The sequence below is a fragment of the Tepidicella baoligensis genome, assembly GCF_013432195.1.
Taxonomy (GTDB): Bacteria; Pseudomonadota; Gammaproteobacteria; order Burkholderiales; family Burkholderiaceae_C; genus Tepidicella; species Tepidicella baoligensis.
The window spans coordinates 125,537-140,495 of sequence record NZ_JACCDB010000005.1 but is presented as its reverse complement, the minus strand read 5'-3'; the positions used below and the strand labels follow the sequence as shown (position 1 = coordinate 140,495).

Genomic DNA, 14,959 nt, shown 5'->3' with positions numbered 1-14,959 from the left:
GACGAGGAGCTCTAAAAAACGGTATAGAATAATGGCTTCAGGCGATGCCAAGCACCATCGGCGGCAAAGCTTGAAACACGCGGGAATAGCTCAGTTGGTAGAGCGCAACCTTGCCAAGGTTGAGGTCGCGAGTTCGAACCTCGTTTCCCGCTCCAGTATCCTCAAAGGGAAGCCCGGGCTTCCCTTTTTTATCCGGTGTGAACCGGGTAAGCACCCCATAAGGCGCGGTAGCAAAGCGGTTATGCACCGGATTGCAAATCCGAGTAGGTCGGTTCGACTCCGGCCCGCGCCTCCAGTGCGCCAAGCCTCGCTTCGTGCAAGCGGGGCCATGCGGGAATAGCTCAGCTGGTAGAGCGCAACCTTGCCAAGGTTGAGGTCGCGAGTTCGAACCTCGTTTCCCGCTCCAGTATCCTGAAAGGGAAGCCCGGGCTTCCCTTTGAGGATACTGGCGCGGGAAACGAGGTTCGAACTCGCGACCTCAGCCTTGGCAAGGTTGCGCTCTACCAGCTGAGCTACTCCCGCATGGCCCCGTTTGCACGAAGCGAGGCTTGGCGCACTGGCGGCGCGGGCCGGAGTCGAACCGACCTACTCGGATTTGCAATCCGGTGCATAACCGCTTTGCTACCGCGCCTTCTGGGGTGCTTACCCGGTTCACCCCGGATAAAAACGGGAAGCCCGGGCTTCCCTTTTTTATCCGGTGTGAACCGGGTAAGCACCCCATAAGGCGCGGTAGCAAAGCGGTTATGCACCGGATTGCAAATCCGAGTAGGTCGGTTCGACTCCGGCCCGCGCCTCCAGTGCGCCAAGCCTCGCTTCGTGCAAGCGGGGCCATGCGGGAATAGCTCAGCNTGTGAACCGGGTAAGCACCCCATAAGGCGCGGTAGCAAAGCGGTTATGCACCGGATTGCAAATCCGAGTAGGTCGGTTCGACTCCGGCCCGCGCCTCCAGTGCGCCAAGCCTCGCTTCGTGCAAGCGGGGCCATGCGGGAATAGCTCAGCTGGTAGAGCGCAACCTTGCCAAGGTTGAGGTCGCGAGTTCGAACCTCGTTTCCCGCTCCATATCACCCAAAGGGGAAGCCATCGGCTTCCCTTTTTTGTATTGGGGCCCAACCCGCTCAGCAGGGTGGGCTGGCCGTTTCAGCGGGTGGCGACGGGCGTCTTGCTGCTGGCCTGGGCCGTGCGGGTGGTGGGTGCCGTTTTGCTCTGGGTTGTCGTGCGGTTGCCCTGTGGTGTCGGGGTGGCAGCCGCTGTGGCAGAGCCGCGCCCGTGCACCATCAACACCTGACCGATGCGGATTGGCTGGTTCGGGCGCAGGTTGTTCCAGGCCTGCAGGTTGGCTACGGTCACGCCATGGCGGCGGGCGATCGCCGACAGGGTGTCGCCAGCGCGGACCGTGACCCGCTGGGCGCGCGCCGCCACGGCTTCAGGGACCAGCAGGATCTGGCCGTTGTCGGCGATGTGCTCGGGCACGTCGTTGTCGAGCTTGCCTTGGCGCGGGACCAGGACCGTGGAGCCGGCGCGCAGCATCATGCGCGGCGGAATGCGGTTGACTTCGCGCAGTTGGGCTTCGGTGAGCTGGTGCTGTCGGGCCGCTTCCGCCGTGGTCATGTCGCGCGGGACACGCCAGGCGGTCCAGGTGGCGGTGGGACCGTTGTGCTGGCGCAGCCTTTCCTCGAACAGCGCGGCGTTGTCCCAGGGCAGCAGCACCGTGGAGGTGCCCGCGGCCATGATCACCGGTTTGTTGTGCGAGGGGTTGAGCTGGCGAAAGTCGGCCAGGCTGACGTCGGCGAGTTCGGCGATCAGGGCCACGTCCATGTCGCGGTCGATCGTGACGGTGTCGAAGAACGGGTGGTTGCCGACCTTGGGCAGGCGGACATTGAGGCGCTGCGGGTCGGCGATGATGTTCTTGACGGCCTGCAGCTTGGGCACGTAGTTGCGTGTCTCGTCGGGCATGCGCAGGTCCAGGTAGCCGGTGTCCAGACCGGCGGCGCGGTTGCGCTGGATGGCGCGCGAGACGTTGCCATTGCCCCAGTTGTAGGCGGCCAGGGCCAAGTGCCAGTCGCCGAACATGCGGTGCAGCCGTTCCAGGTAGTCGAGCGCTGCGCGGGTGGAGGCGAGCACGTCGCGCCTATCGTCGCGGAAGGCGTTCTGCTTGAGGTCGAAGTCGCGCCCGGTGGCAGGCATGAACTGCCACATGCCTGCCGCCCGGGCGTGGGAGACGGCCTGCGGGTTGAACGCGCTTTCGATGAAGGGCAGCAGCGCCAGTTCCTGGGGCATGCCACGGCGCTCCACCTCTTCGACGATGTGGAACAGGTATTTGCTGCCCCGGTCCACCATGCGCTGGATGTAGTCGGGCCGGTTGGCGTACCACTGTTCATGGTGACGCACCAGGTCGGTGTCCAGATCCGGGATGGCGAAGCCTCGGCGCATCCGATCCCACAGATCTTTCGGGGCCTCCAGGGTGGCGACGGCTGCGGGGGTCGGTGTGGGCGGGGCGGTGGTGATCGATTGGAGGGGGCCGTTCGGGATCACCGGGGCGGATTTCGTGGCTGGCCGAGTCGTGGTGATGGGGCGGGGGGCTTGCCCGTCGTCCGCGCTGGCCGAGGTGTCGCCGGGGGGCAGGCTGGCGCAGGCCCCGAGTATCAAGGGGCCCAGCAGCATGATGCCCAGGCGGGGGAGTGTCGTACGTGGCAAGGGTGGGGAAGGAGGGGGTGTCATGTGGACTGGATGAGATGCGGTCTGGTCAGCGAAAGCGGTCTTTCCAAGCTCGCAGGGCACCGAAGACGCCGGCGTCGTCCGCCGGCAGAGGGCCCTGTTGGCTGAGCGCGCTTCGCACCGAAGGTTCCCGGCTGCGCAAAAAGGGATTGATGGCCCGCTCCCGGTCGAGATGGCTGGGCAGGGTGGGGCGACCCGCATCGCGTTCGGCTTGGCACCAGCGGTGGTATTGGGCGAGCGCCTCGTTGTGGGGCTCCACCGCTTGGGCAAAGCGCAGGTTGGCCAGCGTGTATTCGTGGGTGCAACAGACGCGGGTGGGGCCCGGCAGGGCGGCCAGGCGATCGAGCGAAGCCAGCATCTGGGCCGGCGTGCCTTCGAACAGGCGGCCGCAGCCCCCGGAAAACAGCGTATCGCCGCAAAACAGCAACGGTTTTCCGTCCACGTCGGGGCAGAAGTAGGCGATGTGGCCGGCCGTGTGTCCAGGCACGTCGATGACGTCGAAGGTCAGGTCGAGCAGCGTGACCTGTTCGCCGCCGCTGAGTCGCTGCACGCCATCCGGCAGGGTTTCGTAGGCAGGTCCCCACGCCGGGGCACGGGTGCTGGCCATGAGTTCGGCCACGCCTCCCGTGTGGTCGGCATGGTGGTGGGTGATCAGGATGCCGGCCAAGGCCAGCCCCTGCGCTTGCAACCACGCCGTCACCGGGGCCGCATCCCCGGGGTCCACCACGAAGGCCTGTGTGCCGTCGTGCAGTGCCCAGATGTAGTTGTCTGTGAACGCGGCGATGGGGTGTAGGATGTGCATCCGACGATGATAAGGCGGTAAGGGCTGTGCTGGAACGTTTTCTCGATGCATTGTGGCTGGAGGATGGTCTGGCGGCCCATACCCTGGCGGCCTACCGAAGCGACTTGCAGCAGTTTGCGCACTGGCTGGCCGATACCGGCCCTGACGGTGCTCGGGCGGGCCAGCCCAAGCGGGAACTGCACCAAGCGACCGAAGCCGATGTGCTGGCCTACATGGCCTGGCGCCATGCGCGGGGCAAGGCTGCGTCGGCCAACCGGCGCCTGACGGTGTTGCGGCGCTATTTCCGCTGGGCGCTGCGGGAAGGGGTGGTACACGCCGATCCGACGCTCAAGCTGCTGCCTGCCAAGCGTTTGCAGCGTGTACCGAAAACCCTCACCCAGGCGCAGGTGGAGCAGCTGCTGCGCGCCCCCGATGTGAGCGAGCCCTTGGGCCTGCGGGACCGTGCCATGCTGGAGCTCATGTACGCCAGCGGGCTGCGGGTGAGTGAACTGGTCGGGCTGCGGCTGTACGAACTGAGCTTGGCCGATCAAGTGCTGCGTGTGCAGGGCAAGGGTGACAAGGAGCGTCTCGTGCCCTTCGGTGACGAGGCCTTGTATTGGCTTCGGCGCTATATGGACGAGTCCCGCCCGGTCATCCTGGCTGGGCGCTTGTCCGACGACCTGTTCGTCACCGCGCGCGGCCACGGGATGACGCGCGTGATGTTCTGGACTTTGGTGAAGAAGCATGCCCGTGCCGCGGGGGTCGAAGCCCCGCTCTCGCCGCATACCCTGCGACATGCCTTCGCCACGCACCTGCTGAACCACGGTGCCGATCTGCGGGCGGTGCAGCTGCTGCTGGGCCATGCGGACATCTCCACCACCACCATCTACACCCACGTGGCGCGCGAGCGGCTCAAGCAGTTGCATGCACGGCATCACCCGCGCGGCTGAGCCGTCGATCAGACGACCTGCTGCTGCAGAAAGTCCAGTTCGGCCTGCGAGAAGCCGGCCCGGCGCCGCGCCTCGTCGTTGAAGGGCGGCTTGAGGCGGGGCGCGCTGTGGCGTCGCGCCAGCACGCGGTAATGGGCCACCGGGTCCAGCCCTTCGCGTTCGCAGAGCCAGCGATACCAGTGGTTGCCGATGGCGACGTGCCTCACCTCGTCGTGCAGAATGATGTCGAGCAGGGCCACCGTCTGCAGGGCGGGTGCCGTGCCCGAACGACGCAGCTTGGCCTGGATCAGCGGGGTGGCGTCCAGCCCCCGGGCTTCCAGGGTGCGGGGCACCAGGGCCATGCGGGCGACGATGTCGTCGGCGGTTTTCTCGCACATCAGCCAGAGGCCGTCGTGGGCGGCGAAGTCGCCGTAGTCCCAGGGCTCGGGTCGTCCCAGATGGGGCAGGGTGCGCAGATGCGCGCGCAGCAGGCCAAAGTGGTAGGCCTCCTCGGCGGCCACGCGCAGCCAGTCGAGGTAGAAGGGGCGCGGCATCCCTGGGAAACGCCACACCGCGTCCAGCGCCAGGTTGATGGCGTTGAATTCGATGTGGCAGATCGAATGGATCAGCGCGGCGTGCCCTTCGGGGGTGAAGGGTGAGCGCGACGGCACGGTGGACGGATCGATCAACGGCGGGCGCACCGGGCGGCCGGGCAGGGCTGGGGGTGGCGCAAGCGGGGTCTCGGGGTCCAGGTGAAGGTCGCTGGCCTGGGCGTGCAAAGCCTCCACTTGGCGGCATTTGTCGTCGATATCAGGGCAGCACAGGGCCTGCAAGGCCGCCGCGCGCAGTTCGGGAGCGTGCATCCTACAATTCTACGGATGAGCACATACCAACTTGACGACGACGCACCGCAGGTGCACCCGAGCGCCTACGTGGCCGACAGCGCCCAGGTCATGGGGCGGGTGACGCTGGAAGCAGACGCCAGCGTGTGGTTCGGGGCCGTGTTGCGTGGCGACACAGAGCCCATCACCGTGGGACGGGGCAGCAACATCCAAGACGCCAGCGTGGTTCACGCCGACGTGGGTTATCCGGTGGTGATCGGTGAGCGGGTCACGGTCGGGCACCAGGTGATGCTGCACGGCTGCACCATTGGCGACGAATCGCTGATCGGCATTGGGGCCGTGGTGCTCAACGGCGCCCGCATCGGGAAACATTGCCTGGTCGGGGCGGGCTCACTGGTCACGGAAGGCAAGGTCTTTCCTGATGGCTCGTTGATCATGGGCAGCCCAGCCAGGGTGGTGCGCCAGCTCACCCCCGAGCAGATCGACGGGTTGCGTCGCAGCGCCGAGCACTACGTGGCCAACGCCCGTCGCTACCAGGCCGGGTTGAAGAAGTTGAGCTGAAGCCGTGTCTGAACTTCACAAGTTTCTGTTCAAAGACTTGCCTGTGCGTGGCATGCTGGTGCGTCTGACCGATGGCTGGCAGGAACTGTTGCGGCGCCATGCCCAGTCGGGCGGCTATCCACGCCCGGTGTCGGATCTGCTGGGCGAGATGTTGGCCGCCGCGGTGTTGATGCAAGGCAACATCAAGTTCAACGGCTCCCTGGTGCTGCAAGTGTTCGGCGATGGCCCGGTCAAGGTGGCGGTGGCCGAGGTGCAGCCGGACTTCACCTTCCGAGCCACGGCCACGGTGCTCGGTGAAGTCGCCGATGGCGTGCCGCTGAGCCACATGGTCAACGTGAACAACCAGGGACGCTGCGCCATCACCCTGGATCCGAAGGATCGGATGCCTGGCCAGCAACCCTACCAGGGCGTGGTGCCGTTGTTCGGCAGCCGGCACGAGAAGCTGGAGCGCATGAGCGACGTGCTGGAGCACTACATGTTGCAGAGCGAACAGCTCGATACCCGCTTGGTCCTGGCGGCCAACGAGCACATCGCTGCCGGCCTGTTGATCCAGCGCATCCCCACCACCGGGGAGGCCAACCTGTCCGGTACGGCCGCCGCCCAGGCGCGGGAAGATGCCATCGGCCGCAATGAGGACTACAACCGCATTGCCACGCTGGCGGCCAGCCTCAAGCGCGAGGAATTGCTCACCCTGGATGCCGACACCATTCTCCATCGCCTGTTCTGGCAGGAGCCGATTCAGCGTTTCGAACCACCCGAGGGCGTGCTGCGGCCCCGTTTTGGATGCACCTGCTCGCGCGAACGGGTGGCGGCCATGCTGGAAAGCCTGGGCGTGGCCGAGGTGGAGGGCATCCTGGCCGAGCAAGGGCAGGTGGAAATCGGCTGTGAATTCTGTGGTGCCCGCTACGTGTTCGACCCCGTGGACGCGGCGCAGATATTTCTGAGCCGCCAGGACCAGCCCCCGGCCTCGTCTCAGGTGCAGTGAGTCGGTGGCATCAGCCGGTTCGCTGCGCCAGCAATCGCTGGAACAGGCGGTGTTCGCAGTCGGGATCGGAGCAGGCATCGCAGCGCCACAGGGGGCGTTGGGGCGGCGGCGGTGTGGCTTCCATGCCCAGCAGGCGCCGCAGCGGTAGCCGGTGCGAGCCGTCCAGCGGATACAGCACCAGATGCGCCAGTCCACGGGCATGCAGGGTGGAGCGGAAGGCCTGCTCGGTGCGAGAAACGACCCGTGCCGAGCCCTCGCCAGCCAGCAAGATCAGCAGAACACCAGCCCGGGAGGATAGCTCGTCCAACGCCTCGGCCCATGATCCGGGGTCGGTCCAGCCGATCACCGAGTCGCGCCAGGGTGGAGGCAGATCTGCCACCAAGACAGGGGCTTGCTCGCCGAGCAGCCACCAGCACCGAGCGACCCTCATGGCGCACTGCGCTGGATCTGGACGAAGATCTCGTTGGGCTTGACCATGCCCAGGTCATGTCGGGCCAGCTCCTCGACCATGTCCAACCCTTCTTGAAGGTCGCGTACCTCGTTGGCCAGTTGCTCGTTGCGCTGCCGGGCCTGGGCGTTGGCCGCCTCCAGGGCCTGCAGGTCGGTGCGCCATTCACGCACCTGGGGAACGCTGCCGCGACCCCACCACAGCTGGGCATGCAACACCACGAGCAAGCCCACCAGCAAGGCAGCGACCCAGCGGGCGTTCATGGCGCAGCAGCCTGAGGCGGGGTTTCAGCCACTCAGCGCAGGTTGTAGAAGGCGTCGCGGCCGGGGTAGCTGGCCACGTCGCCCAGGTCTTCCTCGATGCGCAGGAGCTGGTTGTACTTGGCCATGCGGTCGGAGCGGCTCATGGAACCGGTCTTGATTTGACCGGCGTTCAGGCCCACGGCGATGTCGGCGATGGTGGAGTCTTCCGTCTCGCCCGAGCGGTGGCTGATGACAGCGGTGTAGCCGGCACGCTTGGCCATTTCGATGGCTTCGAAGGTTTCGGTGAGCGTGCCGATCTGGTTGATCTTGATGAGGATGGAGTTGGCGATGCCTTTTTGGATGCCTTCCTTCAGGATCTTGGTGTTGGTGACGAACAGGTCGTCGCCGACCAGTTGTACCTTTTGGCCCAGACGCTCGGTGAGGTGGGCCCAGCCGGCCCAGTCGCCTTCGTGCATGCCGTCTTCGATGCTGATGATGGGGTATTTATCGCACCAGGTGGCCAGGATGTTCGTCCACTCCTCGGCGGTCAGCACCAGGCCTTCGCCCTCCAGGTGGTACTTGCCGTCTTTGAAGAATTCGCTGGCGGCGCAGTCCAGGCCCAGGGCGATCTGCTCGCCGGCCACGTAACCGGCTTTGTCGATCGCTTCCAGGATGAGCTGGATGGCGGCCTCGTGGTTGGCCACGGAGGGAGCGAAGCCGCCTTCGTCGCCCACGGCAGTGCTCATGCCCTTGTCGTGAATGATCTTCTTGAGTGCATGAAACACCTCGGCACCCCAGCGGATGGCTTCGCGAAACGATGGGGCACCCACCGGCAGGATCATGAATTCCTGGATGTCCAGGTTGTTGTTCGCATGCGCCCCGCCGTTGATGACGTTCATCATCGGCACCGGCATCTGCATACGGGTGCTGCCGCCAAAGTAGCGGTACAGCGGCAGGCCAGCTTCTTCGGCGGCGGCGCGCGCCACGGCCATGGAGACGGCGAGCATGGCGTTGGCGCCCAGGCGGGATTTGTTGGCGGTGCCGTCCAGATCGACCAGGGTCTTGTCCAGAAAGGCCTGCTCGGAGGCGTCCAGGCCGAGCACGGCTTCGCTGATTTCGGTGTTGATGTGTTCGACGGCCTTGAGCACACCCTTGCCGAGGTAGCGGGACTTGTCGCCGTCGCGCAGCTCGATGGCCTCGCGGCTGCCGGTGGAGGCACCCGATGGCACGGCAGCGCGCCCCATGACGCCGCTTTCCAGCAGCACATCACACTCGACGGTGGGGTTGCCTCGGCTGTCCAGGATTTCGCGGCCGACGATGTCAACGATTGCGCTCATGGTGGTTACTTTCTCGAATCAACAAAATGGGGGTGAATCAGACGCCTTCGACGGCAAACATGCGGATCGTGCCGGCACCCCGGCGTACCTCACGGGCCTTGGTGTAGGTTTCCGAGTGGTAGTAGGCCTGGGCGGTGGCCAGGTCGGGGAAGCGCAGGATGACCACGCGCTGGGGGTTCCAGTCGCCTTCCAGCGGCACGACGCGGCCGCCACGGACCAGCACCTCGGCGCCGAATTCTTGCATGGCCCGGGTGCTCCATTCGCGGTAGGCCTTCATTTGTTCTTCGTTGGTGATGGTGACTTCCGCCACGATGTAAGCACTCATTGGAAATCGGTCTCCAGAAAGGGGTGTTGTTTGGTCACCCTGTCCAGCGCCACGAGGGTTTCGAGCAGGGGCTTCATGCGATGCAGCGGCACGGCGTTGGGGCCGTCAGACCAGGCCTCGGCCGGGCGGGGGTGGGTTTCCATGAACAGACCCGCCACGCCGACGGCGATGCCGGCACGGGCCAGTACGGGAATCATTTCGCGGGCGCCGCCACTGGCCGTACCCAGGCCGCCCGGTTTCTGGACCGAGTGGGTCACGTCGAACACCACCGGTGCGCCAGACTTGCGCATTTCGGCCAGGCTGGTCATGTCGGCCACCAGGTGGTTGTAGCCGAAGCTCACACCCCGTTCACAGGCCAGGAAACGGTCTTCCGACAGGCCCGCTTCGCGGGCGGCATCGCGGGCCTTATCGATCACGTTCTTCATGTCCCAGGGCGCGAGAAACTGCCCCTTCTTGATGTTCACCGGCTTGCCTGACTGGGCCACGGCGCGGATGAAGTCGGTTTGACGACACAGGAACGCCGGGGTCTGCAGCACGTCCACCACGCTGGCGACGATCGGTACCTGGGACGAGTCGTGGACGTCGGTGAGGACAGGCAGGCCCGTTTGGCGACGTACCTCGTCGAGGATTTTGAGTCCCGCTTCCAGCCCCACGCCGCGCTTGCTGCTGCCAGAGGAACGATTGGCCTTGTCGAACGAGCCCTTGAAGATCAGAGGGATGCCCAGCGGACGGCAAATGTCCTGGAGCTGGCCGGCAACGTCCAATGACATCTCCAGGCCTTCGATCGAGCAGGTGCCGGCGATCAGGAAGAAGGGGCGGTCGAGCCCCACGTCGAATCCGCAGAGTTGCATGTCAAGCTCCGCCAGGCCGCTTCGAGGAGGCCGAATGCCCCTCGGGGGGGCGCGAACGGGTGAGTGTCTGGGCCATGGGTGTTCAGCCCTTGCGTTGGTGCTGGTCCAACCCTGCCTTGACGAAGGCATTGAACAGCGGATGGCCGTCCCAAGGGGTGGACTTGAATTCAGGATGGAACTGTACCCCCATGTACCAGGGGTGTTGGTCGCGCGGCAGCTCCACGATTTCGGTCAGGTGCTCGCGCTGGGTGATGGCGGAAATCACCAACCCGGCTTCACGCAGGCGGTCCAGGTACTGGGTGTTGGCCTCGTAGCGGTGGCGGTGGCGCTCGGTGACCACCGGACCGTAAATCTCGAAGGCCAGCGTGCCCGGCTGCACGTCGGAGCTCTGGGCACCCAGGCGCATGGTCCCGCCCAGATCGGAGCTGGCGTCGCGCTTCTGGATCGAGCCATCGGCGTCCTGCCATTCGTCGATCAGCGCGATGACGGGGTGCGGCGTCTGCGGGTCGAACTCGGTGGAATTGGCGCCTTCGAGGCCGGCCACATGGCGGGCGAACTCGATGGTGGCCACCTGCATGCCCAGGCAGATGCCCAGGTACGGGACCCGGTGCTCGCGGGCATAGCGGGCAGCGGCGATCTTGCCTTCGATACCGCGCTTGCCGAAGCCGCCGGGCACGAGAATGGCGTCAAACGGTTCGAGGACCTGGGCCACATCCTGTGTTTCGAGCGTCTCGGAGTCGATGTAGGAAATTTCCGCTTTCACATGGTTTTTCATGCCCGCGTGGCGCAGGGCCTCGTTGAGCGACTTGTAGCTGTCCGACAGATCCACGTATTTGCCGACCATGGCGATGCGCACCGTGCCTTGCGGGTTCTGGACTTCATGCACGAGGTCGTCCCAGCGCTTGAGGTTGGCCGGGGGTGTGTTCAGGCGCAGCTTGTCACAGATCAGGCCGTCCAGGCCTTGCTCGTGGAGCACGCGGGGCACTTTGTAGATGGTGTCCACGTCGGGCATGGAGATCACCCCCCATAGCGCCACATTGGTGAACAGGCTGATCTTCTCGCGTTCCTCGTCGGGGATGACGCGGTCGGCGCGGCAGAGCAGCGCGTCGGGCTGGATGCCGATCTCGCGGAGTTTCTGCACCGTGTGCTGGGTGGGCTTGGTTTTCAGTTCTCCCGCGGCGGCGATCCAGGGCACGTAGGTCAGGTGGACAAAGGCCGCTTGGTTGGGGCCCAGGCGCAGGCTGAGCTGACGCACCGCTTCCAGGAAAGGCAGGGATTCGATATCGCCCACCGTGCCGCCGATTTCCACGATGGCCACGTCCACCGCATCCCCAGTGCCGACGCCGGCGCCCCGCTTGATGAAGGCCTGGATTTCGTTGGTCACGTGCGGGATCACCTGCACCGTTTTGCCCAGGTAATCACCACGGCGTTCCTTTTCCAGCACCGACTTGTAGATCTGTCCGGTGGTGAAGTTGTTGGCCTTCTTCATCCGGGTGGTGATGAAGCGCTCGTAGTGGCCCAGGTCCAGGTCGGTTTCGGCGCCGTCGTCGGTGACGAACACCTCCCCGTGCTGAAAGGGGCTCATGGTGCCCGGGTCCACGTTGAGGTAGGGGTCGAGCTTGATGAGGGTGACTTTGAGGCCGCGCGATTCGAGCAGCGCGGCCAGCGAGGCGGAGGCGATGCCCTTGCCCAGCGAGGACACCACGCCACCGGTCACGAATACGAATTTGGTCATGTCGCAGGCGGGCCGGCGCGGCCCGCGGGTGAGGAAATTCGGATTATAAAAGCCGGTGGTACATTTCCGCCCATGAACGACCTTGCCGGCAAACACATCGTCTTGGGCCTCTCAGGGGGCATCGCGTGCTACAAGTCGGCCGAGTTGTGCCGGTTGCTCACCAAGGCGGGCGCGACCGTGCAGGTGGTGATGAGCGAGGCGGCGACGCGATTCATCACCCCCATGACCATGCAGGCGCTCAGCAACCGACCGGTGGTGACCAGCCAGTGGGACGCACGGGAGCCCAACCACATGCCCCACATCAACCTGGGGCGCGAGGCCGATGCCCTATTGATCGCCCCGGCGAGTGCGAATCTCATGGCCCGGCTGGTGCAGGGGCGTGCCGACGACCTGCTGACGCTGATGTGCCTGGCCCGACCCTTGGAGCGCGTGGCGTTGCTGCTGGCGCCGGCCATGAACCGCGAGATGTGGGCCCATCCGGCCACACAGCGCAACGTGAGCCAATTGCAAGCCGACGGCGCCGTGGTGTTTCCGGTGGGGCAGGGCGACCAGGCCTGTGGTGAGGTGGGCGACGGCCGCATGCTCGAACCCCAAGAGTTGCTGGACTTGCTGGTGGCGCATTTCCAACCCAAGGTCCTGGCCGGGCATCGTGTACTGGTCACGGCCGGGCCTACGTTCGAGGCCATCGACCCGGTCCGGGGCATCACCAACCACTCCTCGGGCAAGATGGGCTTTGCCGTGGCCCGCGCTGCCCGAGAAGCAGGGGCGGAGGTGACGCTGGTGGCCGGTCCGGTGCATCTGCCCACACCATGGGGGGTGCGGCGCCTCAATGTTCAGTCTGCACTCGACATGCAGGCCGTCGTGCAAGCCGAGGTGGAACATGCCACGGTCTTCGTCGCCGCCGCCGCCGTGGCCGACTGGCGCCCGGCGACGGCTTACGACCAGAAGATCAAAAAGGACGGCAGCGGCCAACCGCCGGTGCTGTCTTTCGTGGAAAACCCTGACATCCTCGCCGGGGTCGCCGCCAGTGAGCGTGCCCAGCGCGGCGAGCTGTTTTGCGTCGGCTTTGCCGCCGAGAGCCATGACCTGGAGGCGCATGCCCAGGCCAAACGGGCGCGCAAGGGCGTGCCTTTGCTGGTGGGCAACATCGGCCCAGCCACCTTCGGCCAGGACGACAACGCGCTGCTGCTGGTGGACGAGCACGGGTGCCGCGCCGTGCCGCATGGTCCCAAACTGGCCTTGGCCCGACAGTTGGTTGCTGAGATTGCCCGTCGGCTTGGCCGAGTCGCCTGAGCCTTGGAGGGCTTTCGGCGCACGCCTGCACCTGCAGGCAAAGCGTCGTAAAGTCGGGTGTTCCGTGGCCTTGCGTCACCCCTTACAGGAGACCTCTCATGAGCAAGCTTCCGTTCGAACTGGATGTCCATGCACTCGTGCCGGGCCGTGGCACCGAAGCCGGCGCCACACGCCGCACCGCTTTGAAGGCGGCGCTGGGTGTGGGCTATGCGGCCGCGGCACTGCCCGTCATGGCGCAGACCGCCATCAAGACGCCTGCCGACGGCTTGACGGTCGGTGAATTTACCCTTCAAGTGGCCGGCCACGGCGTGCCGGTGTACCGGGCCGCCCCCGCCGGCAAGACCGGGCTGCCGGTGGTGCTCGTGATCTCCGAGATCTTCGGGGTGCATGAATACATCGCCGATACCGCACGCCGCTTTGCCCGGGCCGGCTATCTCGCCTTGGCCCCGGAGCTGTTCGATCGCCAGGGTGATCCCCAGAGCTATGGCGAGATTGCCCGCCTGATCGCCGAGGTCGTCTCCAAGGTGCCCGATGCGCAAGTGGCGGCCGATCTGGATGCCTGCATCGACTGGGCTGCCGCCAACGGTGGCGACGTGAACAAGGTGGGCGTGACCGGTTTCTGCTGGGGGGGGCGTCAGACCTGGCTGTATGCCGCGCATCAGCCCCGCATCAAGGCGGGGGTGGCCTGGTACGGGCGTCTCGTGGGTCAGAGCAACGATTTGCAGCCCCGGCATCCGGTGGATATCGCCAAGCAATTGCATGCACCGGTGCTCGGTTTGTATGGGGGGGCCGACGATGGCATCCCCTTGAGTACCGTCGAGCAGATGAAGGGGTTGCTGGCCCAGGGCAATGCCGCTTCCAGGGCGTCCGAGTTCGTGATCTACCCGGATGCACCTCACGCCTTCCATGCGGATTATCGGCCGACCTATCGCAAGGAGGCCGCCGAAGATGCCTGGAAGCGTTGCCTGGCCTGGTTCAAGCGGCACGGCGTCGCCTGATGTGCCCGACGCGGCAGGGCTTGACGCTTGGGTTACATTCGTTTGCAGGTAAACGACACATCCAACTTCATGACCTTGTTCGCGATTTTGCTCGGGACCATTGTGGCCGGAGTGGGCAGCGTCTGGCTGGCTGCCATGATCAGTCTCGGCGTGCTGGCCCGCTACACCCAGCACATGCTGAGCCTGGCGGCCGGGGCTTTGATGGCAACGGCCTTCATGCACCTTCTGCCAGAGGCGTTCGAGAGCGCCGCCGGTGCGCACGACCTGTTCGCCTTGCTGTTGGTGGGGCTGGTTTTCTTCTTCCTCCTCGACAAGGCAGAGCTCTGGCACCACGGGCATGAGCACCATCTCATGCCCGCACGGAGCCCGAACGGACATGTCCACCCTGTGCATGCGAGTGCCCATGCGCACGCTGACGGTCACCACCCTCATCACGGTCACGTTCATGGCGAGACCCGCTCCGGTGGATGGAGCGTGCTCGCTGGCGACAGCGTGCATGCTTTTGGGGATGGCATTCTGATCGCTTCGGCATTCCTGGCCGATGTCCGCCTGGGCGTGGTGGCAGCCCTGGCTGTGCTCGCGCACGAGGTTCCGCATCACATGGGCGACCTGGTGGTGCTGCGGCAGTCGTCCGGTACCCGGCGTGCGGCCATCGTCAAGGTGTCGCTGGCCGGTACCGTGACGGCCGTGGGCGGCCTGTTCGGCTACTGGCTGGTCAACCGGCTGGAGGACTATCTGCCCTATTTCCTCGTGCTGGCTTCGAGCAGCTTCGTGTACGTGGCGCTGGCGGATCTGATCCCGCAATTGCAAAAGCGTCTCACCTTGCGTGAGACGGCGGCGCAGGTGGCCTGGCTGGCGGCGGGCATCGGGCTGGTCGCTGCGGTCAGCAGTTTGGCGCATGCACACTGAAACCGCTG

Annotated in this window: 15 protein-coding genes and 8 tRNA genes; 12 read left to right on the top strand and 11 right to left on the bottom strand. The window is 65.5% G+C overall.

The annotated features are described in order from the left end of the window. The first annotated feature begins 79 nt into the window (after window positions 1-79). From HZS63_RS07835 to HZS63_RS07825, 3 genes are all read left to right on the top strand, one after another. Window positions 80-155, top strand: a tRNA-Gly gene (locus tag HZS63_RS07835). Between the two features lie 66 nt (window positions 156-221). Beyond that, window positions 222-295, top strand: a tRNA-Cys gene (locus HZS63_RS07830). 35 nt (window positions 296-330) lie between these two features. After that, window positions 331-406 (top strand) — tRNA-Gly (locus HZS63_RS07825). 40 nt (window positions 407-446) lie between these two features. On the opposite strand, the gene HZS63_RS07820 is transcribed toward HZS63_RS07825, so the two are convergent. Beyond that, window positions 447-522, bottom strand: a tRNA-Gly gene (locus HZS63_RS07820). Window positions 523-557: 35 nt separating this feature from the next. Beyond that, window positions 558-631 (bottom strand) — tRNA-Cys (locus tag HZS63_RS07815). A 92-nt stretch (window positions 632-723) separates the two neighbouring features. Between HZS63_RS07815 and HZS63_RS07810 the strand changes: the two genes are divergently transcribed. From HZS63_RS07810 to HZS63_RS07800, 3 genes are all read left to right on the top strand, one after another. After that, window positions 724-797 (top strand) — tRNA-Cys (locus HZS63_RS07810). 77 nt (window positions 798-874) lie between these two features. After that, window positions 875-948: transfer RNA gene (locus tag HZS63_RS07805), tRNA-Cys, on the top strand. Window positions 949-983: 35 nt separating this feature from the next. Next, window positions 984-1,059 (top strand) — tRNA-Gly (locus HZS63_RS07800). A gap of 78 nt (window positions 1,060-1,137) precedes the next feature. Here the strand turns inward: HZS63_RS07800 and HZS63_RS07795 are convergent. Together HZS63_RS07795 and gloB are read right to left on the bottom strand one after the other, a co-directional pair. Further along, window positions 1,138-2,661, bottom strand: a complete 1,524-nt coding sequence (locus HZS63_RS07795) for a transglycosylase SLT domain-containing protein (RefSeq protein ID WP_180683484.1) — start codon at window positions 2,659-2,661, stop codon at window positions 1,138-1,140. Between the two features lie 82 nt (window positions 2,662-2,743). Next, complete coding sequence (gloB, locus tag HZS63_RS07790; RefSeq protein ID WP_180683483.1) at window positions 2,744-3,517, bottom strand: hydroxyacylglutathione hydrolase; 774 nt, start codon at window positions 3,515-3,517, stop codon at window positions 2,744-2,746. A gap of 26 nt (window positions 3,518-3,543) precedes the next feature. Here gloB and xerD point away from each other — a divergent pair, with 26 nt between their 5' ends. Continuing rightward, entirely contained in the window at window positions 3,544-4,446 is a 903-nt protein-coding gene (gene xerD, locus HZS63_RS07785) for a site-specific tyrosine recombinase XerD (RefSeq protein ID WP_180683482.1), read from the top strand. 8 nt (window positions 4,447-4,454) lie between these two features. Here xerD and HZS63_RS07780 read toward each other — a convergent pair whose 3' ends face one another. Next, entirely contained in the window at window positions 4,455-5,288 is an 834-nt protein-coding gene (locus HZS63_RS07780; RefSeq protein ID WP_180683481.1) for a ferritin-like domain-containing protein, read from the bottom strand. 15 nt (window positions 5,289-5,303) lie between these two features. Between HZS63_RS07780 and HZS63_RS07775 the strand changes: the two genes are divergently transcribed. Further along, entirely contained in the window at window positions 5,304-5,828 is a 525-nt protein-coding gene (locus tag HZS63_RS07775) for a gamma carbonic anhydrase family protein (protein WP_180683480.1), read from the top strand. 4 nt (window positions 5,829-5,832) lie between these two features. Beyond that, entirely contained in the window at window positions 5,833-6,813 is a 981-nt protein-coding gene (gene hslO, locus HZS63_RS07770; protein WP_180683479.1) for an Hsp33 family molecular chaperone HslO, read from the top strand. 10 nt (window positions 6,814-6,823) lie between these two features. On the opposite strand, the gene HZS63_RS07765 is transcribed toward hslO, so the two are convergent. From HZS63_RS07765 to pyrG, 6 genes are all read right to left on the bottom strand, one after another. Beyond that, a complete protein-coding gene (locus HZS63_RS07765; protein ID WP_180683478.1) occupies window positions 6,824-7,243 on the bottom strand; it encodes a hypothetical protein in 420 nt (139 codons plus the stop codon). Continuing rightward, a complete protein-coding gene (locus tag HZS63_RS07760; RefSeq protein ID WP_180683477.1) occupies window positions 7,240-7,524 on the bottom strand; it encodes an FtsB family cell division protein in 285 nt (94 codons plus the stop codon). The genes HZS63_RS07765 and HZS63_RS07760 overlap by 4 nt, the downstream gene beginning before the upstream one ends. Before the next feature lie 32 nt (window positions 7,525-7,556). Next, window positions 7,557-8,840 carry a phosphopyruvate hydratase gene (gene eno, locus HZS63_RS07755; protein ID WP_180683476.1) on the bottom strand — a complete coding sequence of 428 codons (1,284 nt, stop codon included), beginning with the start codon at window positions 8,838-8,840 and terminating at the stop codon, window positions 7,557-7,559. Window positions 8,841-8,877: 37 nt separating this feature from the next. Further along, window positions 8,878-9,165, bottom strand: a complete 288-nt coding sequence (locus tag HZS63_RS07750; protein ID WP_180683475.1) for a DUF1330 domain-containing protein — start codon at window positions 9,163-9,165, stop codon at window positions 8,878-8,880. Next, a complete protein-coding gene (gene kdsA, locus HZS63_RS07745) occupies window positions 9,162-10,016 on the bottom strand; it encodes a 3-deoxy-8-phosphooctulonate synthase (RefSeq protein ID WP_180683474.1) in 855 nt (284 codons plus the stop codon). The genes HZS63_RS07750 and kdsA overlap by 4 nt, the downstream gene beginning before the upstream one ends. Window positions 10,017-10,098: 82 nt before the next feature. Next, the gene (pyrG, locus tag HZS63_RS07740; protein WP_180683473.1) at window positions 10,099-11,751 is read right to left on the bottom strand and encodes a CTP synthase; all 1,653 of its coding nucleotides are present in this window, start codon (window positions 11,749-11,751) and stop codon (window positions 10,099-10,101) included. A gap of 72 nt (window positions 11,752-11,823) precedes the next feature. Here pyrG and coaBC point away from each other — a divergent pair, with 72 nt between their 5' ends. The 3 genes from coaBC to HZS63_RS07725 all read left to right on the top strand — a co-directional run bounded on the left by coaBC (window position 11,824) and on the right by HZS63_RS07725 (window position 14,951). Further along, window positions 11,824-13,044, top strand: coding sequence for a bifunctional phosphopantothenoylcysteine decarboxylase/phosphopantothenate--cysteine ligase CoaBC (gene coaBC / locus HZS63_RS07735; protein WP_180683472.1), 1,221 nt, complete (start codon window positions 11,824-11,826; stop codon window positions 13,042-13,044). A 98-nt stretch (window positions 13,045-13,142) separates the two neighbouring features. Continuing rightward, entirely contained in the window at window positions 13,143-14,042 is a 900-nt protein-coding gene (locus tag HZS63_RS07730; RefSeq protein WP_180683471.1) for a dienelactone hydrolase family protein, read from the top strand. A gap of 69 nt (window positions 14,043-14,111) precedes the next feature. Next, window positions 14,112-14,951 (top strand): ZIP family metal transporter, encoded by an 840-nt coding sequence (locus tag HZS63_RS07725; protein ID WP_180683470.1) that lies wholly within the window; start codon window positions 14,112-14,114, stop codon window positions 14,949-14,951. Window positions 14,952-14,959 lie beyond the last annotated feature (8 nt).